General features: G+C 73.0%; 28 protein-coding genes. 12 read left to right on the top strand and 16 right to left on the bottom strand.

The annotated features are described in order from the left end of the window. Positions 1 to 214 precede the first annotated feature (214 nt). Positions 215 to 625, top strand: coding sequence for a hypothetical protein (locus ACFY7E_RS00365; protein WP_389479080.1), 411 nt, complete (start codon positions 215 to 217; stop codon positions 623 to 625). 130 nt (positions 626 to 755) lie between these two features. Further along, on the top strand, positions 756 to 1,472 hold the full coding sequence (locus tag ACFY7E_RS00360) for an NDP-sugar synthase (protein ID WP_389479078.1): 717 nt from the start codon (positions 756 to 758) through the stop codon (positions 1,470 to 1,472). Positions 1,473 to 1,556: 84 nt separating this feature from the next. Here the strand turns inward: ACFY7E_RS00360 and ACFY7E_RS00355 are convergent, their stop codons facing one another. The 6 genes from ACFY7E_RS00355 to ACFY7E_RS00330 all read right to left on the bottom strand — a co-directional run bounded on the left by ACFY7E_RS00355 (position 1,557) and on the right by ACFY7E_RS00330 (position 7,860). Continuing rightward, entirely contained in the window at positions 1,557 to 3,191 is a 1,635-nt protein-coding gene (locus ACFY7E_RS00355) for a DoxX family protein (protein WP_389479076.1), read from the bottom strand. 106 nt (positions 3,192 to 3,297) lie between these two features. Continuing rightward, the gene (gene rlmB / locus ACFY7E_RS00350; RefSeq protein ID WP_389479073.1) at positions 3,298 to 4,254 is read right to left on the bottom strand and encodes a 23S rRNA (guanosine(2251)-2'-O)-methyltransferase RlmB; all 957 of its coding nucleotides are present in this window, start codon (positions 4,252 to 4,254) and stop codon (positions 3,298 to 3,300) included. A 77-nt stretch (positions 4,255 to 4,331) separates the two neighbouring features. Continuing rightward, a complete protein-coding gene (cysS, locus tag ACFY7E_RS00345; RefSeq protein WP_389479070.1) occupies positions 4,332 to 5,729 on the bottom strand; it encodes a cysteine--tRNA ligase in 1,398 nt (465 codons plus the stop codon). A 73-nt stretch (positions 5,730 to 5,802) separates the two neighbouring features. Next, the gene (gene ispF / locus ACFY7E_RS00340) at positions 5,803 to 6,312 is read right to left on the bottom strand and encodes a 2-C-methyl-D-erythritol 2,4-cyclodiphosphate synthase (RefSeq protein WP_389479067.1); all 510 of its coding nucleotides are present in this window, start codon (positions 6,310 to 6,312) and stop codon (positions 5,803 to 5,805) included. Beyond that, a complete protein-coding gene (gene ispD / locus ACFY7E_RS00335) occupies positions 6,302 to 7,051 on the bottom strand; it encodes a 2-C-methyl-D-erythritol 4-phosphate cytidylyltransferase (protein WP_389479064.1) in 750 nt (249 codons plus the stop codon). The genes ispF and ispD overlap by 11 nt, the downstream gene beginning before the upstream one ends. Before the next feature lie 326 nt (positions 7,052 to 7,377). Further along, positions 7,378 to 7,860 carry a CarD family transcriptional regulator gene (locus tag ACFY7E_RS00330; RefSeq protein WP_003953493.1) on the bottom strand — a complete coding sequence of 161 codons (483 nt, stop codon included), beginning with the start codon at positions 7,858 to 7,860 and terminating at the stop codon, positions 7,378 to 7,380. Between the two features lie 729 nt (positions 7,861 to 8,589). Here ACFY7E_RS00330 and ACFY7E_RS00325 point away from each other — a divergent pair. Further along, entirely contained in the window at positions 8,590 to 9,234 is a 645-nt protein-coding gene (locus tag ACFY7E_RS00325; RefSeq protein WP_389479062.1) for a DUF461 domain-containing protein, read from the top strand. A gap of 82 nt (positions 9,235 to 9,316) precedes the next feature. On the opposite strand, the gene ACFY7E_RS00320 is transcribed toward ACFY7E_RS00325, so the two are convergent. Together ACFY7E_RS00320 and ACFY7E_RS00315 are read right to left on the bottom strand one after the other, a co-directional pair. Next, complete coding sequence (locus ACFY7E_RS00320) at positions 9,317 to 9,997, bottom strand: response regulator transcription factor (protein ID WP_017242433.1); 681 nt, start codon at positions 9,995 to 9,997, stop codon at positions 9,317 to 9,319. Next, the gene (locus tag ACFY7E_RS00315) at positions 9,994 to 11,220 is read right to left on the bottom strand and encodes a sensor histidine kinase (protein WP_383435994.1); all 1,227 of its coding nucleotides are present in this window, start codon (positions 11,218 to 11,220) and stop codon (positions 9,994 to 9,996) included. Before ACFY7E_RS00315 ends, ACFY7E_RS00320 begins: the two co-directional genes overlap by 4 nt. A 305-nt stretch (positions 11,221 to 11,525) precedes the next feature. Between ACFY7E_RS00315 and phoU the strand changes: the two genes are divergently transcribed. Then, entirely contained in the window at positions 11,526 to 12,206 is a 681-nt protein-coding gene (gene phoU, locus ACFY7E_RS00310) for a phosphate signaling complex protein PhoU (RefSeq protein WP_389479059.1), read from the top strand. A 215-nt stretch (positions 12,207 to 12,421) separates the two neighbouring features. Further along, positions 12,422 to 12,574 (top strand): hypothetical protein, encoded by a 153-nt coding sequence (locus ACFY7E_RS00305; protein WP_383436000.1) that lies wholly within the window; start codon positions 12,422 to 12,424, stop codon positions 12,572 to 12,574. Positions 12,575 to 12,626: 52 nt separating this feature from the next. Here the strand turns inward: ACFY7E_RS00305 and ACFY7E_RS00300 are convergent, their stop codons facing one another. Continuing rightward, the gene (locus ACFY7E_RS00300; RefSeq protein ID WP_389479056.1) at positions 12,627 to 13,124 is read right to left on the bottom strand and encodes a GNAT family N-acetyltransferase; all 498 of its coding nucleotides are present in this window, start codon (positions 13,122 to 13,124) and stop codon (positions 12,627 to 12,629) included. A gap of 324 nt (positions 13,125 to 13,448) precedes the next feature. Here ACFY7E_RS00300 and ACFY7E_RS00295 point away from each other — a divergent pair, with 324 nt between their 5' ends. Both ACFY7E_RS00295 and ACFY7E_RS00290 read left to right on the top strand, forming a co-directional pair. After that, positions 13,449 to 13,841, top strand: a complete 393-nt coding sequence (locus tag ACFY7E_RS00295; protein WP_389479053.1) for a hypothetical protein — start codon at positions 13,449 to 13,451, stop codon at positions 13,839 to 13,841. A gap of 30 nt (positions 13,842 to 13,871) precedes the next feature. After that, a complete protein-coding gene (locus ACFY7E_RS00290) occupies positions 13,872 to 13,991 on the top strand; it encodes an LPXTG cell wall anchor domain-containing protein (RefSeq protein WP_389479051.1) in 120 nt (39 codons plus the stop codon). A 207-nt stretch (positions 13,992 to 14,198) separates the two neighbouring features. Here ACFY7E_RS00290 and ACFY7E_RS00285 read toward each other — a convergent pair whose 3' ends face one another. After that, a complete protein-coding gene (locus ACFY7E_RS00285; RefSeq protein ID WP_383436012.1) occupies positions 14,199 to 14,960 on the bottom strand; it encodes a phosphoglyceromutase in 762 nt (253 codons plus the stop codon). Positions 14,961 to 15,084: 124 nt separating this feature from the next. Between ACFY7E_RS00285 and ACFY7E_RS00280 the strand changes: the two genes are divergently transcribed. Further along, the gene (locus ACFY7E_RS00280) at positions 15,085 to 16,461 is read left to right on the top strand and encodes an MDR family MFS transporter (protein WP_389479047.1); all 1,377 of its coding nucleotides are present in this window, start codon (positions 15,085 to 15,087) and stop codon (positions 16,459 to 16,461) included. 16 nt (positions 16,462 to 16,477) lie between these two features. On the opposite strand, the gene ACFY7E_RS00275 is transcribed toward ACFY7E_RS00280, so the two are convergent. Both ACFY7E_RS00275 and mshA read right to left on the bottom strand, forming a co-directional pair. Continuing rightward, entirely contained in the window at positions 16,478 to 17,011 is a 534-nt protein-coding gene (locus ACFY7E_RS00275; RefSeq protein WP_389479044.1) for a YbjN domain-containing protein, read from the bottom strand. Continuing rightward, positions 17,004 to 18,371 carry a D-inositol-3-phosphate glycosyltransferase gene (gene mshA / locus ACFY7E_RS00270; protein ID WP_389479042.1) on the bottom strand — a complete coding sequence of 456 codons (1,368 nt, stop codon included), beginning with the start codon at positions 18,369 to 18,371 and terminating at the stop codon, positions 17,004 to 17,006. Before mshA ends, ACFY7E_RS00275 begins: the two co-directional genes overlap by 8 nt. A 308-nt stretch (positions 18,372 to 18,679) precedes the next feature. On the opposite strand from mshA, the gene ACFY7E_RS00265 reads away from it, so the two are divergent. The 3 genes from ACFY7E_RS00265 (at position 18,680) to ACFY7E_RS00255 (ending at position 22,448) form a co-directional block, all read left to right on the top strand. Beyond that, on the top strand, positions 18,680 to 19,474 hold the full coding sequence (locus tag ACFY7E_RS00265) for a class I SAM-dependent methyltransferase (protein ID WP_389479039.1): 795 nt from the start codon (positions 18,680 to 18,682) through the stop codon (positions 19,472 to 19,474). A 235-nt stretch (positions 19,475 to 19,709) separates the two neighbouring features. Then, a complete protein-coding gene (locus ACFY7E_RS00260; RefSeq protein WP_389479037.1) occupies positions 19,710 to 20,756 on the top strand; it encodes an NlpC/P60 family protein in 1,047 nt (348 codons plus the stop codon). Positions 20,757 to 21,212: 456 nt separating this feature from the next. Further along, positions 21,213 to 22,448, top strand: a complete 1,236-nt coding sequence (locus ACFY7E_RS00255) for a PP2C family protein-serine/threonine phosphatase (protein WP_383436126.1) — start codon at positions 21,213 to 21,215, stop codon at positions 22,446 to 22,448. Between the two features lie 43 nt (positions 22,449 to 22,491). On the opposite strand, the gene ACFY7E_RS00250 is transcribed toward ACFY7E_RS00255, so the two are convergent. From ACFY7E_RS00250 to ACFY7E_RS00240, 3 genes are all read right to left on the bottom strand, one after another. Next, complete coding sequence (locus tag ACFY7E_RS00250; RefSeq protein ID WP_383436129.1) at positions 22,492 to 22,830, bottom strand: DUF2516 family protein; 339 nt, start codon at positions 22,828 to 22,830, stop codon at positions 22,492 to 22,494. An 88-nt stretch (positions 22,831 to 22,918) separates the two neighbouring features. Continuing rightward, positions 22,919 to 23,509 (bottom strand): hypothetical protein, encoded by a 591-nt coding sequence (locus ACFY7E_RS00245; RefSeq protein ID WP_389479034.1) that lies wholly within the window; start codon positions 23,507 to 23,509, stop codon positions 22,919 to 22,921. A gap of 31 nt (positions 23,510 to 23,540) precedes the next feature. After that, positions 23,541 to 23,930, bottom strand: a complete 390-nt coding sequence (locus ACFY7E_RS00240) for a helix-turn-helix domain-containing protein (protein WP_383436033.1) — start codon at positions 23,928 to 23,930, stop codon at positions 23,541 to 23,543. A gap of 153 nt (positions 23,931 to 24,083) precedes the next feature. On the opposite strand from ACFY7E_RS00240, the gene ACFY7E_RS00235 reads away from it, so the two are divergent. Then, positions 24,084 to 25,040: an endonuclease/exonuclease/phosphatase family protein gene (locus tag ACFY7E_RS00235; RefSeq protein WP_389479033.1), complete on the top strand. Its 957-nt coding sequence runs from the start codon at positions 24,084 to 24,086 to the stop codon at positions 25,038 to 25,040. Here ACFY7E_RS00235 and ACFY7E_RS00230 read toward each other — a convergent pair. Continuing rightward, positions 25,037 to 25,600, bottom strand: coding sequence for an HAD domain-containing protein (locus ACFY7E_RS00230; protein WP_389479031.1), 564 nt, complete (start codon positions 25,598 to 25,600; stop codon positions 25,037 to 25,039). The genes ACFY7E_RS00235 and ACFY7E_RS00230 overlap by 4 nt on opposite strands. Between the last annotated feature and the right edge of the window lie 27 nt (positions 25,601 to 25,627).

The following is a 25,627-nucleotide window of genomic DNA, read 5'->3' as shown; positions in this document are numbered from 1 at the left end:
CACACGAAAGGCCCCGCGTCCCCCCGGACACGGGGTCTTTCGTCCATTCGGCCCCCATAGAGGGGTTTACGGCGGGAAACCCCGGCATTCCGGGGCCGTACCCCGCCAAAACCCCTCCCCGCGTCAACACGGAATTCGAAAAGCCACCTCGAACCATCCCCCGGGAGAGTGACTAAATGTCGCCATATCATTACCGCCCGCTACGCTCGCCTGCGTGAACCACTCTGCCCGCCGAATCGGCCGCTCCCTCGCCCTCGTCCTCCCCGTCGTCCTGGTGCTCTCGGGAACGCTCGCGGTGTCCGCCGTTCCGTGGGCCGGTCAGGACTCCACGACCCAGCTGACGGCCTCCTCCAAGGACGTCTCCGTGCCCGCCAAGGTCCGCGCCCCGCAGGACGTCCTGCGCGACCAGCTCCTCGACGAGCTCCGCGCGAAGGACCCCGGCACCGCCCTCACCCACCTCCAGCGCGAGGTGGAGAACCGGCCCTCCCTCGCCCGGCACTGCATGTCGATCGCCCGCGACCTCGGCCGCGCCGCCGTCCAGCGCTACGGCCCCGCCCGCGCCCAGTCCTTCTCCCGCCCGGTCTGCGACACCTCGTACGCGACCGGCGTCATGCGGACGAGCTGAGCCCCGTCACCGCCCACGCCGGGCACGCGGCCCCGCACGCCTCCCCCGCGGCCCCGCACGCCGGGTCCGCAGCCCCGCGAACCGGTCCCCGTGCCGCGGAGTTCGCGCACCGGGCGCCTATCGTGCCCGTATGCACTCCACTCCGACGCAGGCCGTGGTCCTGGCGGGCGGCCAGGGCTCGCGGCTGCGCCCCTACACCGACGACCGCCCCAAGCCGATGGTCGAGATCCCGGGCACCGGGACCCCGATCATCGGCCATCAGCTTTCCTGGCTGGCCGCCGAGGGCGTCACCCACGCCGTCGTCTCCTGCGGCCACCTCGCCGAGGTGCTCCAGGAGTGGCTGGAAAGCGCCGAACTGCCCCTGCGGGTGACCACGGTCGTCGAGACCGAGCCGCTGGGCCGCGGCGGCGGCCTCAAGTACGCCGCCGCGCACCTCCCCGCGCCCGACGAGCCCTGGTACGCCACCAACGGCGACATCTGGACCCGCTTCTCGCTGCGCGAGATGGCCGCCTTCCACGCCGAGCGCGACGCCCTCGCCACCCTCGCCCTGGCCCGCCCCCGCATCCCGTGGGGCGCCGTCGAGACCGACACCTTCGGGCACATCACCGACTTCATCGAGGCGCCGCCGTCGCCGTTCCTCATCAACGCCGGCGTGTACGTCTTCTCCGCCGACTTCACCGCGCTCCTGCCCGACCTCGGCGACCACGAGCGGACCACCTTCCCCCGCCTCGCCCGCGAGCAGCGCCTGGCCGGCTTCCCGCTGCCCCAGGGGGCGTACTGGCGGGCCATCGACACCGCCAAGGACCTCACCGAGGCCGCCCGGGAACTGGCCGCGCAGAGGGCCTGACACACCCACGGCCCCGGGCGTACGAGAAGGGCGGCACCGCGTGGAAGCGGTGCCGCCCTTCTCCTTGCTCCGTACGTACGGGGCTCAGCCCAGCAGGCCGCCGATCGGGTTCCGGGCGCCGCCGTCCCCGCCGCCGCTCGTCGTCGAGCCGCTCTCCGACGGGGTGCCGGTCGAGCCGGTCGAGCCCGTGGAGCCGCCGCTCGACGTGCCGCCCGTGCCGCTCGGGGTGTCGCTGGTGGACGGCGGGGGCTCCGGGTCCGACCGCGTGGGCGCGTCGTCGTCGGAGCCGCCGGTCCCGGTGCCGACGCCCTGCGTGGCGGTCGGGCGCTGCTCCCGGGTCCGGGTGGACTCGCGGGTCGGCTCGGTCGTGTCGTCCGTCGCCTCCCGGGTCGGCTCGCTCTCCGCCGGGGCCTCGGTCGTCTTCTCGGCGGTCGCGGCCGGCTCGGGCGCGGTGGACGCCGGCTTCGACGGGGTCTCGTCGCGCGGCTCCTGGAGCGGGCGGCCGGGAAGGTGGTTGACCGGATCGTCGTTGGGGCCCGGGACGGTGACCATCTCGGTGGAGCGGACCGCGCCGCCGAGGACGGAGCCGACGAGGAGGGTGAGGCCGACGACGACGGCCGCGAGGAGGGTGCCGCGGCGCAGCACCCGGCGGCGCAGGTCCAGGAGGTCGGCGCGGGGGCCGAGGGTGCGCCAGGCCTCCCCGGCGAGGCGCCCGTCGAGGGAGTAGACGGGGGCGCCCGCCATGATCAGCGGCGTCCAGGCGGCCAGGTAGATGATGTCGGCGGAGTCGTAGACCGGGACGCTCTTCCAGCTGACGGTGAGCAGCAGCGCGGCGGAGAGCAGGGCGCCGACGACGGCGGCGACGCGCTGCCAGAGCCCGAGGATCGTGAGGACGCCGACGACGACCTGGAGGAAGGCGACGGTGAGTCCGGCGCCGACGGGGTGCTGGAGGGCGAAGTCGCGGAGCGGTTCGGCGAGGGCCCAGGGGTGGAGGGAGTTGAGCCACTTCACCATGGAGCCGCGCTCGCCGCCGTCGAAGTAGACGGGGTCGCAGAGCTTGCCCATGCCCGCGTAGACCGAGATGAAGCCGAGGAAGACGCGGAGCGGGAGGAGGACGACGCCGAGGTTCATCCGGCGGCCGGGGTAGTAGGCGTGCCGGACGGAGTCCTGCCCGTGCCGCCGGTCGGCCCGCCGCTCCTCGGCCCCGTCCTCGTCCTCGTACGGCTCCTCCGGCCCGGGCCGCGGCTCGTACAGGTCGTCGTAGGCGCCCTCGGCGCGCCGCATCGGGGGCAGCAGCGGCGCGGCCCCGGCGGGCACCACGGGGGTGGGCATGGTGTCGCCGATGCCGGGGATCGCCTGGGTGGCGCCCGCGTCGAGGCCCCCGTGCCCGCCGTGGCCGGCCGACGGGCCGCCGACCGGTTCGAGCATGGCGACGGAGGACTCGCGCACCGCCTGGAGGAGGCCGGTCGCGCCCGGCGAGGACTTCCCGGTCCACACGACGGGGCGCCGGCGCGGGCCGGCGCCGGCGCGGGCCCCGGCTCCGGACAGGGCCGCGGTACGGGCGCCGGCGGCGAACTTCGGCTGCGGGGCCGGCGCGAGCCGCACACGGAAGCTGGCGTGGTTCACGATCACCTGGGCGGGATCGGAATCCACCTTGACCATGCTCAGCGGGGGCTGATCGTCGAACCCCGGCCGGGGCGTTCTGGTGTCCACACTCATCTAACCGAGTGATCCGGGTTTAGGACACTGCCTTGACGGGGCGCAAATGTCCGAGACCCGTCAAGATCACGCCACGGCCGGGACCGGGGTACCTCCGCGGCCGGTGTCAGGCCATGCGGCGGCGGGCCGCCTCGTACAGCACGACACCGGCGGCGACACCGGCGTTGAGCGACTCGGCGCCGCCCGGCATCGGGATGCGGACCAGGAAGTCGCAGGTCTCGCCGACGAGCCGGGACAGGCCCTTGCCCTCGGAGCCGACGACGATGACGACCGGGCCGCCCAGCTCCTCCAGCTCGTGGACCTCGCGGTCGCCGTCGGCGGCGAGGCCGACGACCGTCACGCCGGCCTTCTGGTACTGCTCCAGACAGCGGGTCAGGTTGGTGGCGCGGGCGACCGGGGTACGGGCGGCGGTGCCGGCCGAGGTCTTCCAGGCGCCGGCGGTCATGCCGGCCGCGCGCCGCTCGGGGACGACGACGCCGTGGCCGCCGAAGGCGGAGACGGAGCGGACGACGGCGCCGAGGTTGCGCGGGTCGGTGACGCCGTCGAGGGCGACGATCAGCGGGTCCTCGTGGTCGTCGAACGCGGCGGCGGCCAGGTCCTCGGGGTGCGCGTACTCGTACGGCGGGACCTGGAGGACGAGGCCCTGGTGGTTCAGGCCGTTCGTCATCCGGTCCAGCTCGGGGCGCGGCGCCTCCATGATGTGGATGTTGCCGCGGCCGGTGGCGAGGTTCAGGGCCTCGCGCACGCGCTCGTCGTTGTCGATGAACTGCTGCACGTACAGGGTCGTGGCGGGCACGCCGTCGCGCAGGGCCTCGAAGACCGGGTTGCGGCCGACGACCATCTCGGACAGGCCCTTGCCGCCGCGGCGGGCGACGGGCTTGCGCTTGGCCGCCTGCCGGGCCATCGCGTTGGAGACGCGGTACGCCTTGTGGCCCTTGCGGTCCTCGGCCCTGGGCGTCGGGCCCTTGCCTTCGAGGCCCTTGCGCCGCTGGCCACCGCTGCCGACCGTCGCACCCTTCTTGTTCGACGTGCGGCGGTTCCTGCGCTGGCTGTTCCCGGCCATGACTACCCGATTTCCTCTGCTGACGTACGAAGTCTGTAACTGAAGTGTGCCGCCCGGAGGTCCGAGCGGCACGTCTTCTAACGGTTGCCCAGCGTCCAGCGGGGACCGTCGGGGCTGTCCTCGACGGCGAGCCCGGACTGGTTGAGCTGGTCGCGGATCGCGTCCGCGGTCGCCCAGTCCTTCCGCTCGCGCGCCGACTCGCGCTGCTGGAGCACGAGCCGTACGAGGGTGTCGACGACGCCGTGGAGCTCCTCGCCGCCGCCGGACTCCTCGGCCCAGTGCGGGTCGAGGGGGTCCAGGCCGAGGACGCCGAGCATGGCCCGGACCTCGGCGAGGCGGGCGATGGCCTCGTCCTTGTCGTCCGCGGCGAGGGCGCTGTTGCCCTGGCGGACGGTGGTGTGGATGATCGCGAGCGCGTGCGGCACGCCCAGGTCGTCGTCCATGGCCTCGGCGAAGGCCGGCGGCACCTCGGCGGCGGGGGCGACGGGCGCCCCGGCCTTCTCGGTGGCGCGCTGGACGAAGCCCTCGATGCGGGCGAACGCCGACTCGGCCTCGCGCAGGGCCTCCTCGCTGTACTCGATCATCGAGCGGTAGTGCGGGGTGCCCAGGTAGTAGCGCAGGACGACGGGGCGCCAGTTCTTCACCATCTCGGACACGAGCACGCTGTTGCCGAGCGACTTCGACATCTTCTCGCCGCTCATGGTGACCCAGGCGTTGTGCACCCAGTACTGGGCGAACGCGTCGCCGAAGGCCTTGGCCTGGGCGATCTCGTTCTCGTGGTGCGGGAAGATCAGGTCGAGGCCGCCGCCGTGGATGTCGAAGGCGGAGCCCAGGTACTTGTGGGCCATCGCCGAGCACTCCAGGTGCCAGCCGGGACGGCCGCGGCCCCACGGCGTCTCCCAGTCGGGCTCGCCCGGCTTGGTCGCCTTCCACATGGCGAAGTCGCGGGGGTCGCGCTTGCCGGAGACGCCCTCGTCGGGCTGGCGCAGGTCGTCGATGTCCTGGTTGGACAGTTCCAGGTAGCCCGGGAAGGAGCGCACGTCGAAGTAGACGCTGCCGTCCGCCTCGTAGGCGTGGCCGCGCTCGATGAGCCCGCGCATCATCTCGACCATCTCGGGGACGTGCCCGGTGGCGCGCGGCTCGTAGGTCGGCGGCAGGCAACCGAGGGCGTCGTAGCCGGAGTTGAACGCGCGCTCGTTCTCGTACCCGATGGACCACCAGGGGCGGTCCTGCTGCTCCGCCTTCCCGATGATCTTGTCGTCGATGTCGGTGACGTTGCGGATGAACGTGACGTCGTAGCCGCGGTACTCGAACCAGCGGCGCATGATGTCGAAGTTCAGCCCCGACCGGATGTGGCCGATGTGCGGGGCCGCCTGGACGGTGGCGCCACAGAGGTAGATCGAGACACAGCCCGGTGTGAGCGGGGTGAAGTCACGGATCTGCCGGGCGCTGGTGTCGTACAGGCGAATAGTCACCCCTCCAGGGTAGTGGGCGCACGGTGGTGCCCCGCGACCTGTTCCCGGCCACGGGGCACGTTTTTCGTCGCCCCTACTGCTGTACGGGGTTCTGTACGGGATAGACGAGGGCGGTCGCCAGGGCGGCGAGACCCTCGGCGCGGCCGGTGAGGCCGAGGCCGTCGGTGGTGGTGCCGGAGACGGAGACCGGCGCGCCGGCCGCCTCGCCGAGCGCCTTCTGCGCCTCGTCGCGGCGCTTGCCGACCTTGGGGCGGACGCCGACGACCTGCACGGCGATGTTGCCGATCTCGTATCCCTCGGCGCGGACGATCCGGGCGGCCTCGGCGAGCAGGGTGGTGCCGGAGGCGCCGGACCACTCGGGGCGCGAGGTGCCGAAGTGGGCGCCGAGGTCGCCGATGCCGGCGGCGGAGAAGAGGGCGTCGCAGGCGGCGTGGGCGGCGACGTCGCCGTCGGAGTGCCCGGCGAGTCCGTACTCCTCGCCCTCCCAGAGGAGGCCCGCGCACCACAGCTCGCGGCCCTTCTCGAAGGCGTGGACGTCGGTGCCGATGCCGGTGCGGGGAAGGTTCATCGGCTCAGAAGCCATCGTTGGCCCTCCTGCGGGCGAGTACGGCCTCGGCGAGGACGAGGTCGAGGGGGCGGGTCACCTTGAAGGCCTCTTCGTGGCCGGGCACGACGACGACGGGCGCGCCGAGCCTCTCGACCATGCCGGCGTCGTCGGTGGCGCCCTCTCCGGCGAGGGCGACGGTGGCGTGGGCGTTGACGAGGGTGTCGCGGTCGAAGCCCTGCGGGGTCTGGACCGCGCGGAGGTGGGCGCGGACCGGGGTGGCGACGACCTGCTCGGGGTCGCCGGGCTTCGCCGCCGGCTCGACCTCCTTGACGGTGTCGGCCACGGGCAGCGCGGGGACGACGGCGACGGCCCCGTCCCGTACGGCCTCGACGACGGCGTCCACGGTGTCGACGGGGACGAGCGGGCGGGCCGCGTCGTGGACGAGGACGGTGGTGACGCCCTCGGGGAGCGCTTCGAGTCCGAGGCGCACGGACTCCTGGCGGGTCTCGCCGCCGGGCACGACCAGGTAGTCCGTGCGCTCGGGGAGGGCGTGGGTGTCGAGGAGGTTCTTGACCTCGGCGGCACCGTCGGGGGGCGCGACCACGACGACGAGCGAGACCGCGCGGGAGGCGGCCATCGCGCGGACGGCGTGGACGAGCATGGGGGTGCCGTTCAGCGCGCGCAGCGCCTTGGGGGCGCCCGGGCCGAGGCGTACGCCCCGTCCGGCCGCCGGGATCACGACGGCGGTACGACGGGGACGCGCTTCGTCTGACATCGGTTGCACTCCGGCAGGTTTGTTTCCGCGGCCGACATGGGTATGGCATTCACCGTGCCGGACGCTCCGCCTTGACCGGGCCCTTTCCGTGACGACGGTCGAGGCGTTGCCGCCCGGCACAGGGGATTCGGACGTACGTGTCGGGGAACCGGTACGCATGAACCCGACGTACAGGGTCCCGGACGCGTCCGGGAGGTTTCGTACGCGAACCGTACGCGAACATGCCGCAGCGCCCGGCGACAGTGCTGTGTGGATTCACAGCACGTCAGCGGGCACCGCGGCATCGCTTCACTGGAGGAACGCGCTCCGGCCGGGCCGGAACACGCTCAGGACGCGAGGACCTCGTCGAGGAGAGCCTCGGCCTTGTCCTCGTTCGTGTTCTCCGCGAGGGCCAGCTCGCTGACCAGGATCTGCCGTGCCTTGGCGAGCATGCGCTTCTCACCTGCGGAGAGACCCCGCTCGCGCTCGCGGCGCCACAGGTCGCGCACCACTTCGGCGACCTTGATGACGTCGCCGGAGGCGAGCTTCTCGAGGTTTGCCTTGTAGCGACGGGACCAGTTCGTCGGCTCCTCGGCGTACGGCGCGCGCAGCACCTCGAAGACCCGGTCCAGCCCGTCCTGACCGACCACGTCGCGGACCCCGACGAACTCCGCGTTGTCCGCCGGCACGCGGACCGTCAGGTCACCCTGCGCGACCTTGAGCACCAAGTAGGTCTTGTCCACGCCTTTGATCTGGCGAGTTTCGATGGCCTCGATCAGCGCGGCCCCGTGATGGGGATAGACCACGGTGTCGCCAACCTTGAACGTCATGTGACAGGTACCCCTTCCGTGGCTATCCAGAGTAACACGGATACGGCTTCTTCTGAATGGCGTTTTCGCAGGTCAGGGCATATCTCAGGGCTTGACAACAGCGACGCGGACGTGCTGCGGAGAGCTTCCGGAAGGGGGTATTCGCAGGTCGGAGCGGCTGTGCGGACGGAGAGAAACGCGCACGTTACACCTACCCGGGTCTTCACGGAGAGGGCACGATGTCCTGGTTTGTCTGCTTCGGAGTGGCCTTCTTCACGTACTCCGTTCGAGGATCGGTCACTCGTACGGATGCATCGTGGGGTGATTCCGGAAATTGATCAGCCGGGATCGGCCGAGATCGGTCCGGGATTTCCCGGAGGGGCGGCTCCGGGGAATGCGCGGCGGCCCCCGAATTGATCAAGGCGGTTATGTGAACAACAGGTCAATGGGTCGTGATCCGGCCACGCTGAGCGAGCGGAGGCGCCGGGGGCCGGGGCGGTGCCGGCCGGCGCGCTCGCCGGTGCTCGCCGCACGCGGCCGTCGCGGACCGGCCCCGGCGGCGGTCCTCGGGATCGCCCCGGAGGCCGCGCCCCGGGCCGTTCGCGGGGCCGCCGGAGACGGGCGGGGCCGGTTAGGGGCGGGTCGGGTGCGGGACGGAGAGCGCGGCTCGGTAACCTAAGCGCGCTGACACGCCTTCAGTCGGCCCCTGGTCCTCAAGCCCGTCCGTACGTCCTAGGAGATGCCGCCGCCGTGAGCCGCAGCCTTCGACGCGGCGCCCTCGCCGCCACCGCCATCGTGTTCTCCGTCGCCGCCCTGTCCGCCTGCGGTGCGGGCAACGACGCGCAGACCCTCCAGATCCGTCCGGACAACGCCGCCGTCACCGTGGACGACGTCAAGATCCAGAACGCCCTGGTCATCACGCAGCCCGAGACCGGCGTCAAGGGCCCGGCCGCCGTCTCGGCCACGGTCTTCAACGGCGGCTCCCAGCCGCAGACCCTCGACGCGATCACCCTGCCGGGTACGAGCGCGACCGTGAAGCTGACGCCGGCCGGCGGCACCGGCGCGGTCACCGTCCCGGCCGGCGGCTCCGTCGTCATCGGCGGCAAGGGCAACGCCACCGCCGTGATCGAGAACGGCACCGAGTCCGCCAAGCTCGGCGACGCGCAGAAGGTCCTCTTCAAGCTGAGCAGGACCGGCGAGGTGGGCCTGGAGGCCTTCGTCGTCCCCGCGAAGGGCTACTTCACGGAGTTCGGCCCGGAGGTCGTCCCCGCTCCCCCGGGCGCCACGCCGTCCGCCTCGGCGTCGCCGTCGGGCGAGGCCGGGCACGGCGCCGAGCACGGCGCGGAGGGCTCCGCGACGCCGTCGGGCGAGGCGAGCCACGAGGCCGGCCACTGAGGGCCGTACCCGCCCGTACGTGAAGGGGCGCCCCCACCGAGGGGGCGCCCCTTCACGCGTACCGGTACGTCCCCGCGTATCCCTACGGCTCGAACTTGTAGCCAAGGCCCCGGACCGTCACCAGGTAGCGCGGGGCGCCCGGGTCCGGTTCGATCTTGGCGCGCAGGCGCTTGACGTGGACGTCGAGGGTCTTGGTGTCGCCGACGTAGTCCGCGCCCCAGACCCGGTCGATGAGCTGCATGCGGGTCAGCACGCGGCCCGCGTTGCGCAGCAGCATCTCCAGGAGGTCGAACTCCTTGAGGGGCAGGTCGACCTTGCCGCCGGAGACCGTCACCACGTGCCGGTCGACGTCCATGCGGACCGGGCCGGCCTCCAGGGCCGCCGGGGTGACCTCCTCCGGCTCGCCGCGGCGGCGCAGGACCGCGCGGATGCGGGCGACCAGCTCCCGCGAGGAGAAGGGCTTGGTCACGTAGTCGTCGGCCCCTATCTCCAGGCCGACGACCTTGTCGATCTCACTGTCCTTGGCGGTCACCATGATCACCGGGACGTTCGAGCGGCCGCGCAGCTGGCGGCACACCTCGGTACCGGGAAGGCCCGGAAGCATCAGGTCGAGGAGGACGAGGTCGGCTCCGTTGCGCTCGAACTCGTCGAGGCCGTCGGGCCCGGTCGCCGCGACGGCGACCTCGAAGCCCTCCTTGCGAAGCATGTACGACAGGGCGTCGCTGAAGGATTCCTCATCCTCGACGACGAGCACTCGGGTCACGGAAGGACCTCCGGGGCGGGAAGCGGTTCGGTCATGAGATCGGGGGTGGGGGAGGCGGGCCGGCGGTCCCGTGCGGAGCCCGCCTCGGGCAGCCGCAGGGTGAAGGTGGAGCCCTGACCCTCGGTGCTCCAGACGGTGACCTCCCCGCCGTGCGAGGCGGCCACGTGCTTCACGATGGCGAGGCCCAGGCCCGTGCCGCCGGTGGCACGGGAGCGGGCGGGGTCGACCCGGTAGAAGCGCTCGAAGACGCGCTCCTTGTCCTTGTCGGGGATGCCGATGCCCTGGTCGGTGACGGCTATCTCGATGAGGTCGCCGCCGGGCGCGGCGACCTTGCGGGCCGCGATGCCGACGCGGGTGTGGGCGGGTGAGTAGTTGACGGCGTTCTCGACGAGGTTGCCGAGGGCGGCGGCGAGCTGGCCGCGGCTCCCCCAGACCCGCAGGTCGGCGGCGCCTCCGGAGACCATCGTGATCTGCTTGGTGGTGGCGGTGTGCCGGGAGCGGTCGATCGCCTCGGCGACCAGCTCGTCCACGGACACCGGCTCGGAGTCCTCCAGCGGATCGTCGTTCTGCACGCGGGAGAGGTCGATGAGCTCCTGTACGAGGTTGGTCAGGCGGGTCGCCTCGATCTGCATCCGGCCGGCGAAGCGGGTGACCGCCTCGGGGTCGTCCGAGGCGTCCATGACGGCCTCGGAGAGCAGCGAGAGCGCGCCCGTGGGGGTCTTGAGCTCGTGGCTGACGTTGGCGACGAAGTCCCGTCGCACCGCCTCGATGCGCCGGGCCTCGGTGAGGTCCTCGACCAGGAGCAGTACGAGCCGGGAGCCCAGGGGGGCGACGCGGGCGGAGACGGCGAGGGCCTCGCCGCGTCCGGTGCCGCGCCGGGGCAGGTCCAGTTCGACCTGCCGTATCTCCCCGTCCCGGCGGGTGTCGCGGGCCATGTTGAGCATGGGGTCGACGGCCAGTTTGCCGCCGCGGACCAGACCGAGCGCGTACGCCGCCGAGCTGGCCTTCACCACGGAGTCGCTCTCGTCGAGGACGACCGCGGAGGAGCGCAGTACGGACAGCACGGTGTCGACGCCGGGCGGGAGCACGGCGTCGGTGTGCAGCGAGGTACGGGTGGGTCGCGTCTGGTCGCGTTCGCTCCAGCGGAACGCCAGCATGGCGATCACGCCGGTGCACACGCCGGCGATCGCTGCCAATGCGGCGACCGCCGCGTTCACGTCCATGTCTCAAGGTTATGCGGGTCCGCGGCCCCCCTCCCAGCCGCCCGAGCGGCTCCTCGAACAGTCGTCGCCCAGAGTTCACCGTGGGGACCCGGCCGGTTCACTTGCCCCGACGGGCGCGGTGGCGCGCGTCGCCCAGAGTTCACCCGGGAGACGGTGGTGGTTCACACGAGGGGGTGGAGCCGGACGCGTACGGGGCCGAACGTGGGAGCGTGGGGTTCGGACCCCATCCGTATCCCGGGGCCTCCGGAGCCCCCAGAGCCTCCGGAGCCTCGCGGCTTTGCAGCTTTGCGTAGAGAGGGACATCCATGCGGGACGCGTACCACGAGGAACTGGACTCGATCGGGGAGAGCCTGGTCGAGATGGCCCGGCTCGTCGGTTCGGCGGTCGGGCGCGCCACGACGGCGATGCTCGACGCGGACCTGAAGCTCGCGGAGAGCGTGATCGCCGCGGACCAGAAGGTCGACGACCTCCAGCACGACCTGGAGGCGCGGGCGATAGCGCTGCTCGCGCGGCAGCAGCCGGTGGCGACGGACCTGCGGATCGTGGTGACCTCGCTGCGGATGAGCGCCGACCTGGAGCGCTCGGGCGACCTGGCGCAGCACGTGGCGAAGCTGGCGCGGCTGCGGTTCCCGGAGTCGGCGGTGCCGCGGGACCTGCACGCGACCATCCTGGAGATGGGGCAGCTGGCGCAGCGCCTGATGGCGAAGGCGGCGGAGGTCATCATCACGAAGGACGTCGACCTGGCGCTCCAGCTGGAGCAGGACGACGACGAGATGGACCTGCTGCACCGGACGCTGTTCCGGCACCTGATGGACGACCGGTGGAAGCACGGCATCGAGACGGCGGTGGACGTGACGCTGCTCGGGCGGTACTACGAGCGGTTCGCGGACCACGCGGTGTCGGTGGCGAAGCGGGTGGTCTACCTGGTGACGGGCGAGCACGCGGACGAACTCCAGGCGGCGGAAGCGCCGGTGGAGGGGGCGTAGCCGCTCGTCGGGGTGGGCTCGGGGTGGTCCGGAGCTGTTGGGGGCGGTTCGCGTCTTGTTCGGGCTGGTCCGGGGCTGCTCGGGGCGGTTCGGCGCGGCTCGGTGCTGTTCGAGGGGCGCACGGGTGTGCGGGCTCCGGTGCGCCGTTGATGCGCCCGTCCGGGTGGGCATGCAATGGGGGGAGGCGAACCGCGCCTCGAAAGGGAGGGACCCTCATGGCCGATTCCCCGATGACGACCGACTCCGGGCCGGAGCCGCCGCGCGAGGCGGTCCTGTTGCCCGTCCTCGGCGCCTGCGGCTGCGGCTCGGGCTGCGGCTGCGGCTGCCAGTCGGGCGGGCCGTGCCAGTGCGGGGGCTGCTCGGGCTGACGCGGACGGGACCGTACGGAGGGGGTGTGGCGATCCGCACCCCCTCCTCCCCCTACGGGAGGTCGAGCACGCCGACGACCTGCCGCCCGCTCGTCTCCCCGGTGGTGCGGAACCCGAGCCGGCGGTAGAACGCGCCGGGCCCGTCGTCGCCGGGCTCCCAGGTCACGTACATCCGCCGCACGCCGCGCCGCCGCAGCTCGTCGGCGACGGCGAGGACGGCGAAGCGCCCGTACCCCTCGCCCTGCGCGTCGGCGGAGATGTTGAGCCGCCAGAGCCCACTGCGGCGGTCGCCGTCCCCCTCCTCGCCCCACGGGATGTCGAGGAAGGCCATGAGGAACCCGACGAGCCGCTCCCCGTCGAGGATCAGCCGCGGCCAGGCGGCCTCCCCGAACGCGTAGGCCTCGGCGAGGGAGCGCACGACGGGGGCGACGTTCCGCTCCTGGTGGGGATGGACGCGGAGGTCGAGGGCGGCGTCGACGGTGGCGGGGGTGACCTGCTCCAGACGGAGGGCCGTACGGGGGGCGCCGGGGGTGTCGGGGGCGTTGCTCATGGTCCGGACGCTAGCGGGGGCGTACGGAACAGTCGTGCGATTTACGCTACTCGCGCTTCCGCGCGTACGCCGGAATGCGCCCATGCCGATGCGCCGCACTCCGCTCGTCGCCGCCGTGGGCACGGTGTTCCTCCTGTCCGGCTGCACCGTACCGATCGCGGGCGTCGCGGGGGTGACGGTGGGGAAGGACGGCACACCGGTCGGGGTGATCGCGGTGTGCGAGGAGCACGTGGACGGGGCGACCCTTTACGTCGACGCCGAGGACCCCGGGGGCCAGCCGGCGGGGCGTACTTCCTGTGCGCCGAGCGGAACGGTCGCCGGCCGGTGGTGTTCGCGAGTTCCGAGGGCGAGGGCGGACTGATCGCCGACGACCTCGCGGAAGCGCTGGAGATCATCATCGGGCTGGAGTGGCGGGACTGCCTCTCCTTCTCGGGCGGCGGCGACGTGGAGGTCATGCAGGCCTCCGCCCGACGCCTCGAACGCCACCGTGCCGCGCACTACCCGGACATGGACGACGAGGCCGCCCGGGTGGCCGCGGCCCTGTCGCTGCGGATCCTGCCCGCCGCCGACCTCGTCGTCCGGCTGCACGCGACCGCCTCGGAGACCGAACCGGACTACGTCGTGACCGATGGCACCGGGGAGGCGTTCGGCCCTCTGTTCGGCGAGTTCACGGAGCCTCGCCACGGCAGCCGGCATCCCGGCCCCGACGGCGGGTAGTCGGAGACTTCTCGCGCTTGAGGAGGCCTGATGCCCATGACCGCCCCCCTCGCCTACAAGGGGCTCGACTCCATGCCGACGTGGTTCGTCCTCGCGGTCGCGGTGCTGGTCGCAATCGGGATCGTCCTGGCCTACCGGCGGAGACGCTGAGGCCGACGGCCGGGCCGGGGCCGGCGAGTCGACACGGGCGGGCCGCTGTCCGTCAGCCGCCGGAGTCGTCGCCGGAGTCGTCGCCGGACCGCGCCCCTGACGCGGCCCCGGCGCCCCGACGGCCCGTGGACGGCCCACGGAACGAACAAGCCCCCCGCCGGCGGGAGAACCCACTGGCGGGGGGCCGATTCATGTGTCGGGGCAGGGCTACTTCTTCTTGCCCTGGTTCTTCACGGCCTCGATCGCCGCCGCCGCCGCCTCCGGGTCGAGGTAGGTGCCGCCCGGGTTGAGGGGCTTGAAGTTCTCGTCGAGTTCGTAGACGAGGGGGATGCCGGTCGGGATGTTGAGGCCCGCGATGTCGGCGTCCGAGACGCCGTCCAGGTGCTTGACCAGGGCGCGGAGGCTGTTGCCGTGGGCGGCGACCAGGACCGTGCGGCCGGTGAGGAGGTCCGGGACGATGCTGTCGTACCAGTACGGGAGCATCCGCTCGACGACGTCCTTGAGGCACTCCGTGCGCGGACGCAGCTCCGGCGGGATCGTCTGGTAGCGGGCGTCGTGCGCCTGCGAGTACTCGCTGTCGTCCGACAGCGCCGGCGGCGGGGTGTCGTACGAGCGGCGCCACAGCATGAACTGCTCCTCGCCGAACTCGGCGAGCGTCTGCGCCTTGTCCTTGCCCTGGAGGGCGCCGTAGTGGCGCTCGTTCAGGCGCCAGGAGCGGTTCACCGGGATCCAGTGGCGGTCCGCCGACTCGAGCGCGAGCTGCGCCGTGCGGATGGCGCGCTTCTGGAGGGAGGTGTGCAGCACGTCGGGCAGCAGGCCGGCGTCCTTGAGCAGCTCGCCGCCGCGCGTCGCCTCCTTCTCGCCCTTCGCGGTGAGGTTCACGTCCACCCATCCGGTGAACAGATTCTTCTCGTTCCACTCGCTCTCGCCGTGGCGGAGGAGGATCAGCTTGTACGGTGCGTCGGCCATGCGCACGAGCCTAATCGACCTCCGGCGCTCGATGCGCGCCGTCAATTGAGTGGTGTCCGGCATGAGAGATGCGTAAGTTACGCAGAGCCATATAGGGGCTTACGCACGCCAGGGGGCGCCACACATGTCCATCAGTACGCTCAGACGATCGGCCCGTGAGACGGTCTCCGGCCTTCCGCCCGGCTTCTGGTGGCTCTGGCTCTCCACCCTCGTCAACCGGACCGGCGCCTTCGTCCTCACCTTCCTCTCGCTCTACCTGACCCTGGAACTCGGGCACTCCGCCTGGTTCGCCGGGCTCGTCGTCGCCCTCCACGGCCTCGGCGGCGTCGCCGGCTCCCCGCTCGGCGGCGTGCTCACCGACCGCTGGGGCCGCCGCCCGACCATGGTCACCATGCACCTCGCGGGCGCCGCCTGTGCCGCCGCCCTCGCCGTCGTCACCAGTGCCTGGGGCATCGCCGCCGTCGTCCTGCTGATGGGCGTCGCCATGCAGGCCGTCCGGCCCCCCATCAACGCCACCATCGCCGACATGGTCCCCGCCCACGACGTGCGCCGGGCCTACGCCCTCAACTACTGGGCCCTCAACCTCGGTTTCGCCGTCGCCTCCATCGGCGGCGGCGCCGCGGCCTTCCTCGGCTACCGCACCCTCTTCGTCGTCGACGCCGTCGCCACCGTCCTGTGCGCCGTCATCGTCTTCCTCCGGCTCCCCGAGACCCGGCCCGAGCAGCGGCCCCGGGCCGAAGGGAAGTCCGTCGCCGAGCCGAAGGTCAGCACGCTCACCGTGCTGCGGGACGTGCCCTTCCGCACGCTCGTCCTGCTCAACCTGCTCGTCTGCCTGGTGTTCACCGCCCCCTGGATCGGGCTTCCCCTCACCATGGCCGGACAGGGGCTCTCCCCCTCGTCCTACGGTGCCGTCATCGCCGTCAACGGCATCGTCATCGTCGGCTTCCAGCTCCTCGTCAACAAGCTCACCGACAAGCGCTCCCCCGTCCTCCTCCTCGTCCTCTCCTCCCTCCTCTTCGGCCTCGGCACCGGCGCCACCGCCCTCGCCGGCTCCTCCGTCGCCTTCGCCGCGACCGTGGTCGTCTGGACCGTCGGCGAGATGATCCACGTCCCGACCAACGCCGCCGCCACCGCCCTCCTCGCCCCCGAGCACGCCCGCGGCCGCTACCAGGGCGTCATGGGCATGTCCTGGGCCGTGGCCGGCTTCGTCGCCCCGATCCTCGCCGGTGCGATCGTCGACGGTCCCGGCCCCGACGTCCTCTGGGCCGCCACCGCCGCGATCGGCGTCCTCGCCGCCGCCGGGTACGCCACCCTGCTGCGGAAGGCCCTCGTGGAGGAGAGCGGGGAGACGAAGGAGATCGGGGGGACGGGGGAGGCCGGAGACACGAGGGAGACCGGGGCCGTCGTTCCCGTGGCCGTGCCCACGCCCGTTCCCGCGCCCGCGCCCGTCGTCGTCGTCGTCGAGGGCGAGGACGCCGAGGGCTCCCCCGTCGGCGCCTGAGCGCCCGGGGGACCGCTCAGTCCGCCCGCTTCCCGGAAGGCTCCTCCGGCGCCTTCCGCAGCAGGCTCTTGAACGCGTCCAGGTTGCGGGTCGACTCGCCCCGCGAGACCCGCCACTCGTACTCGCGCCGGATCGACGTCGCGAAGCCCAGCTCCAGGAGCGTGTTGAAGTCGCCGTCCGCCGCCTCCAGGACCGAGCCGAGCAGCCGGTCCAGCTCGCCGGGCGTGACGGCGGCGAGCGGGAGCTTGCCGGTGAGGTAGACGTCGCCGAGGCCGTCGACGGCGTAACCCACCCCGTACAGCTTGAGGTTGCGCTCCAGGAGCCAGCGGTGGACGCCCGCCTCGTTCTCGTCCGGGTGGCGGACGACGAAGGCGTTGAGGGAGAGGGAGTGGCGGCCCGCGCGGAGCGAGAGCGTCGTGAAGAGCTTGCGCGTCCCCGGGAGCCTGACGACGTAGGAGCCCGGTTCCGGGGACTCCCACTCCAGCTCCGCGTCGTCGAGCGTGGACTCGATCGTCTGCCTGACGTCCTCGGCGGTCCTGTCCTCAGCCATGGTGGGAGCGTACGCGACGCCGGTTCTCGCGCAGCCTGTGGTCGTGCACGGCGGCCGTGTAGACGTCCGCCGTGGCCGAGGCCGCCGTGTCCCAGCCGAAGGAGCCCGCGTGCGCCGCCGCCGCCGCGCCCATCCGGTCCGTCAGGGCCGGGTCGTCGACGAAGCGGCCGAGCGCCCGCGCGTAGTCCGCCGGGTCGTGCCCCTGGACGAGGAAGCCGGTCACCTCGTCCCGTACGGCCACGGGCAGGCCGCCCACCGCCGCCGCGACGACCGGGGTGCCGGCCGCCTGCGCCTCCACGGCGACCAGGCCGAAGGACTCGCTGTACGAGGGCATGACGAGGACGCTCGCCGCGCGGAACCAGTCGGCCAGCCGCTCCTGCCCCACCGGCGGGTGGAAGCGCACGATGTCCGCGATGCCGAGCCGGGCGGCGAGCTTCTGGAGCCCTTCCGGCTTGGCCAGGCCGCTGCCGCTCGGGCCCCCGACCACCGGGACGACCATGCGGGAGCGCAGGGACGGGTCCCGGTCCAGGAGCCGGGCGGCCGCCCTGAGCAGGATGTCCGGAGCCTTCAGCGGCTGTATCCGGCCGGCGAAGACCGGTACGAAGGCGTCCCGCGGCAGCCCGAGCCGGGCGCGGGCGGCGGCCCGCCCGTCGGCGGGACGGAAGTGGTCGAGGTTGACGCCCGGGTGGACGACCGCGATCTTGCCGGGGTCCGCGTCGTAGAAGCGGGCGAGTTCGTCGGCCTCCTCGGCCGTGTTGGCGATCAGCCGGTCGGCGGCGGAGACGATCTGGGTCTCGCCGATCACGCGGGCCGCCGGCTCGGGGGTGTCGCCCTCGGCGAGCGAGGCGTTCTTGACCTTCGCCATGGTGTGCATGGCGTGGACGAGCGGGACGCCCCAGCGTTCGGCGGCGAGCCAGCCGACGTGGCCGGAGAGCCAGTAGTGGGAGTGGACGAGGTCGTAGTACCCCGGTCGGTGGCCTGCCCACGCCTGCATCACGCCGTGCGTGAAGGCGCAGAGCTGGGCCGGCAGCTCCTCCTTGGCCAGGCCCTCGTACGGGCCGGCGTCCACGTGCCGCACGAGCACGCCCGGGACCAGCTCGACCACCGGGGGCAGGCCGCCGGTGGTGGACCGGGTGAAGATCTCCACCTCGATGTCGATGGCCGCGAGCCGCTTCGCCAGCTCGACGATGTAGACGTTCATGCCGCCCGCGTCGCCGGTCCCCGGCTGGTGCAGCGGCGAGGTGTGGACGCTGAGCATGGCCACGCGCCGGGGGACGCGGGGCCGGCCGGGAAGCCGGAGCCGGGCCGGCGCCGGGTGCCGGTGCCGGGTACCGGCGAACCGGGACACGTACTGGCTCACGTCGGCGGTCCTTCCGCTCGGGGGCCGGAGCCGGGGCCGGGGTTGCGCACCGGGGCCTTCGGTCTTCGGCTTTCGGTTTCGGCTTTCGGGCCGGACCGGGTCGGCTCGGTTCGGGTCGGTCTCCGGACTGGTCCGGGTCGGTCTTCGGGCCGATCGGGCTGAACCGGGTCGGGCATGGCGGCCGGAGGGCGCGGCACGTCCTCCAGCGGCGACAACAGTGGAACGACCCCCTTCATTTCCGGTGCCGGGCGCGTTTTGCCAATTCATTGCCGGGAGGTCCCGTCCTCCGCACCCCTTACGCTCTTGGCATGGCCCCGCGCACCACCCGCCCCGTCGGCACGCCCACCCGCGGGACCACCAACCCCAACCGGCTGCGCCGCATGGACCGCTGGATCGCCGCCGTCCACGGGGCCGCCCTGCGCGGCTCCCCCGAGCCGCCCCTCGCCGTCGACCTCGGGTACGGGGCCGCCCCCTGGACCGCCGTCGAGCTGCTCGCCCGGCTGCGCACCGCCGACCCCCGCACCCGGCTGTACGGCATCGAGATCGAGCCCGCCCGGGTCGAGGCCGCCCGGCCGTACGAGCACGAGGGGCTCTCCTTCCTGCACGGCGGCTTCGAGGTGCCGGTCCCCGGCCGGGTCGCCCTGATCCGGGCGGCGAACGTGCTGCGCCAGTACGACGAGGAGCAGGTCGCGGCCGTCTGGGAGCGGCTGTGCGGGCGGCTCGCCCCGGACGGGCTGCTCGTGGAGGGCACCTGCGACGAGATCGGGCGCCGGCACGTGTGGGTGGCGCTCGGCCCGGACGGGCCCCGCACGGTGACCTTCGCGACCCGGCTCGGTTCGCTCGACCGCCCCTCCGACCTGGCGGAACGGCTGCCGAAGGCGCTGATCCACCGGAACGTGCCGGGCGAGCCGGTGCACGCCTTCCTGCGGGACTTCGACCGCGCGTGGGCGGCGGCCGCCCCGTACGCCTCGCTCGGTGCGCGCCAGCGCTGGATCCGCTCCGCGCGCGACCTGGCGGCGGACTGGCCGCTGGCGGACGGCCCGCGGCGGTGGCGCCAGGGGGAGGTGACGGTGCGGTGGGAGGCGCTGGCGCCCCGGGGGTGACCGGACGGGCGGTCCTTTCCCTTTCCCCGGGCTCCCCCCGAATTTTCCCCGGCCTCCCCCTGAATTCTTCCCGTGCGGGGAACGCCCCTCCCGTCACACACGTCACCCATGGGGGGAACGCGCCCGACAGGGCTCGCTTTCCCTTGTTACTTGCCGGTTTCGCGTGGCACCATCACCAGGGCCACCGCCGGGTTACCGACGGTAAATCAGTTCTGGGTCACCAGAGGGGGAGTTAGTGAACCGACGCCGCCGTGCCGCCGCGATCACCGTGATCTGTGCTTTGGCCGTGCTGGCCTCTCCCTCGCTGACCCTCCGGGCCTCCGCCGCGCCCCTCCCCCCTCCGCCGCCGAAGAAGAGCCTGGAGGAGGTGCGCAAGGAGATCGACGGCCTGTACCGGCAGGCCGCCGTCGCCACCGACGCGTACAACCTCTCCGAGGAGAAGGCCAAGGAGCAGTCCTCCGAGATCGTCCGGGTCAACCGGCTGCTCACCGAGGGGCGCGAGAAGATCGCCGGCCTCAAGGTCGAGGCCGGCGCCGCCGCCCGCTCCCAGTACCGCAACGGCGGGCTCCCCGAGGGCGCGCAGCTCGTCCTCACCAACGACCCGCAGCTCTTCCTCGACGCGGCGGGACGCATCAAGGAGAGCGTGAAGGCCACCAAGGACCTCCTCGCCGAGATGACCCGCACCCAGGCCTCCCTGGACGTCTACGCCCAGGAGGCGAGCGACCACTGGAGCAGGCTGGAGGCCAACCGCGTCCGCCAGGCCGGGGCGAGGAAAGAGATCAACGCCAAGATCGCCGCGGCCGAGAAGCTGGAGTCCGAGCTCGCCGCCGAGGAGCGGGAGCGGCTGCGCCGTCTGGAGGAGCTGGCGCAGAAGGAGGCCCAGAGGAACTGGCTCCGTGCCGGCGCCCTCGTCGGGCCGAAGGCGGAGGCGACCGAGGAGGGCAGGAGGGCGGTCGCGTTCGCGACGGCCCAGATCGGCAAGCCGTACGGCTGGGGCGACGAGGGCCCCGACGCGTTCGACTGCTCCGGCCTGACCCAGAGCGCCTGGGGCGCGGCGGGCCGCGGGATCCCGCGCACCTCGCAGGAGCAGTGGCGGCTGCTGCCGCGCGTGGACGTCAAGGACATGCGGCCGGGCGACCTGATCGTCTACTTCGCGGACGCGAGCCACATCGGGATGTACGTGGGGAACGGCATGATCGTGCACGCGCCGCGCCCCGGGCGGAACATCACCCTCGCGGGCGCGGGCTCGATGGAGATCCTGGGGGTCGTCCGCCCGATGTGACGGTCGCGGGTGGTGCGGCCGTCACGCCCGATACGGCCTGTGCGTCCCCCATCTGCCCGTATCACCCCGCGTCTTCCTTACTGCTCCGTACCTCCCCACGCCCCGACGTGACGGAGAAGGGCCCGGTCGGACGGGCTTCCCGCCCCCGCCCGCGTGACCTTTCTCATTGCCCCCGCGGCCGCCCCGCGGGCCGTGCGGGGGCGAGTACCTCCCCTTCCGCGGCATATGCCAACCGCGACGCGCGCACTCACAGCTGATCACCATTCCGCTGTGCACCGCCCTACCGCTATGGTCCGGGACGGGCGGGGTGCCACCCGGCGTCCCGCGCGCCTCCGGGGGGAGGGAAGGAAAACCGGACCGATGCCCGTATCCGTACCGCGTCAGAGAAACGTCTCCGCCGCCCCGGGCCCCGGTGACGCCACCGACACGGACGCCACCGATACGGACGCCGGCGCCATGGACGCCACCGCTATGACAGGCACAGTCACAGGCACCGACCGCACCGATCTGACCCTCCTGGTCGTCGAGGACGACCCGGCGGGCGCCCTCGCCGTGCCCGAGCTCCTCGACGCGGCGGACGCCGCCGGCACCCGGGTCCGCATCCGTACCGCCCGCAACCTCACCGAGGCCGAGCGGCTCCTCACCGACGACGTCCACTGCGTCCTCGTCGACCTCTCGCTGCCCGGCCCCCGCGCCGCCGCGGGCGACGACCCGCTCGCCCCGCTCCGGCACATCCTGCGCCTCGCCCCGCGCCACGCCGTCCTCGCGCTCGCGACCTCGGCCGACGCGGAGCTGGCGGCCGAGGCGGTACGGGTCGGGGCCCAGGACCACCTCTTCCGCGAGGAGCTCGACGGGCGGCTGCTCAGCCGGGCCATCCGGTACGCGGTCGAGCGCAAGCGGGCCGACGCCGTACAGGTGAAGCTGGCCGAGTCCCGGCTGCGGGCCCAGGAGAACGCCCGCCTGGAGCGCGGGCTGCTCCCGACGCCGCTCCTGGAGGGCTCCGACCTGCGGTTCGCGGCCCACTACCGGCCCGGCCGGTCGCGCGCGCTGCTCGGCGGCGACTTCTACGACGTGGTCCGCACCCCGGACGGCACCGTCCACGCGATGATCGGCGACGTCTGCGGGCACGGCCCGGACGAGGCGGCGCTCGGGGTCGAGCTGCGGATCGCCTGGCGGGCCCTGACCTTCGCGGGCCTGTGCGGGGACGAGCTGCTCTCGACGATGCAGCAGGTCCTGGAGCACGAGCGGGAGAGCGAGGAGATCTTCGCGACGCTCTGCACGGTCGACATCGCGCCCGACGGACGCCGGGCGGGCCTGTGCCTGGCCGGGCACCCGTCGCCCCTGATCGCCCGGCAGGGACGGGCGGCCCGGCTCCTCCCGTACGAGGACGGCGGCCCGGCCCTGGGACTGCTGCCGCGCGCCCGGTGGCCGCGCCGCCAGGTGGAGCTGGGCGGGGCGTGGAGCCTGCTCATGTACACGGACGGGCTGATCGAGGGCCGCTCGGCCGGGCCCGGTTCACCGCGGCTCGGCCAGGAGGGGATGGTCGCGATGATGAACCGGCAGCTGGCCGGGGGCCTGCGCGGCGAGGAGCTCCTGGAGGCGGCCGTGACGGAGGTCCGGTCCCTGAACGGCGGCGAGCTGACGGACGACGTGGCCGTCCTGGCCCTGGAAAGGGACAGGACCCGGGGATAGCCCCGGGCCCTGTCCGCCCACGCGTACTCGTTCTCCGGTGCCGCTACCGGCCGCCGTTGTAGGGGCCGTACGGTCCGTCGCTGCTGGAACCGCCGCCGCGGCGGCCGCCGCCCGACACCTGCGCGAGCGCGGGGCGCACGTCCACCATGAAGACGATGGCGGCGATCACTCCGGCGATCTGCAGGAACAGCATCGGCAGGAGCAGGTTCAGGACGAGATTGACACCCAGGATGATCAGCCAGAACTTCTTCGTCTGCTTCTCCGCGGCGCGGTAGGCGTCCTCGCGCGCCATGGCGGCGAAGACGAGCGCGGCGACGGCGAAGCCGGTGAAGACCAGGAACAGCACCAGGTTAAGGAGGGAATCGAATCCCGCGCGCAACATGCTGAGCACCGCCTAATGGGGATGGGGAGAGCGCCTCACGGTCAAGGTACCCGGTACGGCGCTCCGTGTACCCGTGCGGGGGCCGCCCCTACTCCTTCTCGGCGGCGACCGACACCTTCTTGGCGGGGGCCTTGCGGGTGGAGGCCTTCTTGGCGGGCGCCTTCGCGGCCTCGGCCTCGGCCCGGATCGTTCCGACCGTCTTGGCCTCGGTGGACTCGGCGGGCTCGGCGGCCTTCGGCTCCGGGTCGGGCTCGACGGCGATGGCGATCTCGGTGATCTCCTCGGCGGCCTCGCCGCGCCAGGTGCGGACGGTCTCCTCGCCGTGGGCGGCGACCTCCTCGTACTTCTCGCGCGCCCTGACCGCGTACTCGGCGGCGACGCCGACCCCGCGCAGGGCGAGGTCCTGGGCGGTCTCGCCGAGCTTCTTGAAGTCGGTGTCGAGGACCTCGACGACCTCGGCGAACTTCGTCCGCGCGGTGGCCTGGGCCTCCTTGGCCTGCGCAGTCACCTTCTCCTGCACGACCTTCGGGTCGGTCTTCCGCACGGCCTCGATGCGCGCGGGCGCCTCGGCGGCGATCTGCTCGATCAGGCCGGGAACCTTCCGGGCCTGCCGCACGGCGAGGTCGGCGGTGCCGGCGGCGAAGTAGAGGGGGGTACGCAGTTCGTCGATGATGGCCATGCTGGTGGTCCTCCCGGATGTGGCGTACGTACTAGCTCGAAGGCGGTTCGTCGGCATCGGGCACGGGCGCGGCCTCGGCGGCGTTCTCCTTGCGGAACGAGTCGTAGATCTGGAGCAGCACCTGCTTCTGCCGCTCGTTGATCGAGGGATCGGCCAGGATGACGGCGCGCGTCTCCAGCTCCTCCCGCTCCTTCTCGTCGAGGATCCCGGCCCGCACGTAGAGCGTCTCGGCGGAGATCCGCAGTGCCTTCGCGACCTGCTGCAACACCTCGGCGCTGGGCTTGCGCAGCCCCCGCTCGATCTGGCTCAGGTACGGGTTCGACACCCCGGCGGCCTCGGCGAGCTGCCGCAGGGACAGCTGCGCGGTCCTCCGCTGCTCACGGAGGTAGTCACCGAGGTTCCCGACGTTGAGCGATGCCATGCTCCGACCATGCCAGCCTCTGCTAACTATTGCAAGCGACTGCTTGCAAAAGTCGCTTCCCGCTGCGCGAAACGGCGGAAACCGACGCGGGGCGGCGGCTCGTCCTCCCTTCCGGGAGTCGGGGAGTCCGGGAATCCGGGAGTGGAGGCAGGCGTGCGGTGGTGGGGGGCCGGGAGGGAGGGGCCGGGGCGGCGGGGGCGGGTGGTCGCCGGGTTCGCCGTGGTGGTGGCCGGGCTTCTGCTGTTCCACCGGGGCGTGCCCGGTTCCGTGGGGAGTCTGCTGGAGTCGTTCCTGCCCTGGTTCGGACCGGTGGTCGTGGTGCTGTTCGGGCTCGCGCTGCTGCGCCGTTCCGGCGTCGCGCTGGTGGCGCTCGTCCTGCCGGTGGTGGCCTGGGCGTACGTGTGCGGCGGGCTGTTCCTGCCCGGGGAGGGGGCGGGGTCCGGGGCGTACGGCCTGGTCGTCGTGCAGCACAACGTGAGCGACGAGAACCCCGACCCGGCCGGCACCGCCCGCGCGCTGGCCGGGGCGGGGGCCGATCTCGTCGCCCTGGAGGAGCTGGTGCCCCCGGCGCTGTCCGTCTACGAGGAGGTCCTCGCGTCCGCGTACCCGTACCACGCCGTCCACGGCACGGTCGGGCTCTGGTCGAAGCACCCGCTCGCGGGGGTGCGGCCGGTGGACCTCAAGCCCCGGGGGGTCACGGAGCCCTGGGACCGCGGGCTGCGGGCCGTGGCCCGGACGCCGCACGACGAGGTCGCGGTGTACGTGGCGCACCTGCCCTCGGTACGCGTCCGGGCGAGCGGGCTCGCGTCCTCCCGGCGCGACGAGAGCGCCGGGCGGCTCGGGGACGCCGTCGCCGCCGAGGAGGTGGGGACGGTGATCCTGCTCGGCGACCTCAACGGCACCGTCGACGACCGCGGCCTCGACCCGCTGACCTCGCGGATGGGCGTCGCCGGGCGCGGCCTCGCCCTCAGCTTCCCCGCCGCCTTCCCGGTGGCCCGCATCGACCAGGTCATGGCCCGTTCGGCGACCGTCGGCCGGATCCGCACCCTGCCCGCCACCGGCAGCGACCACCTGCCGGTCCTCGCCCGGGTCACGCCGGACACCCCCTAGGGGGCGAGGCCGTCCAGCCACTCCACCAGGGCCCCGAAGTCCGCGTCCGTGAGGCCGTCCCGGGGATCGACGCGGTGCAGGAGGGCCCGGCCCGCGTGGTGGGCGGCCACCCAGGCGCGGTCGGCCCCGGTGATCTCGTCGTCCACCCAGACGAAGGGCCGGCCCGCGGCCCGGGCCACGAGGGGGCGGGTCTTCCAGTGGAGGCCCGTGCGCTCGCGCTCGGCCATGTCCTCGTCGGTCTCGTCCGGCCAGAACACCACCGGCAGCTCCGGCAGGCCCAGCCAGGGAGCGACGTACGCGTTCGCGTCGTCCATCCACGTCGTCGCCCACACCAGCTCGCACCCCGTCGCCGCCAGGCGCGGCCCGAGCCCGGGGTCGATCCGCGCGAGGAGCGGGTTCATCCCCTCGTCCGGCCGGCCGGCGGGCGGGAGGTACGTGGGGTACCCCTCCGGGTGTCGCGTCGACGGCCCTCCGAAGGGGATGAGAGGACCGTCGACGTCCAGGAAGAGGAGAGGGAGGGGCGAAGGGTTCCGTCGCCGAGTCCCTTGTTCCGTGGTCACGTTCGCACCGTACGCGGAGGGGCGTCC

The organism is Streptomyces sp. NPDC012825, from assembly GCF_042900925.1.
In the GTDB taxonomy this organism is placed as follows: Bacteria; Actinomycetota; Actinomycetes; order Streptomycetales; family Streptomycetaceae; genus Streptomyces.
Note: the sequence above shows the minus strand (reverse complement) of the source record. Positions and strands in the feature narration are given on the sequence as shown.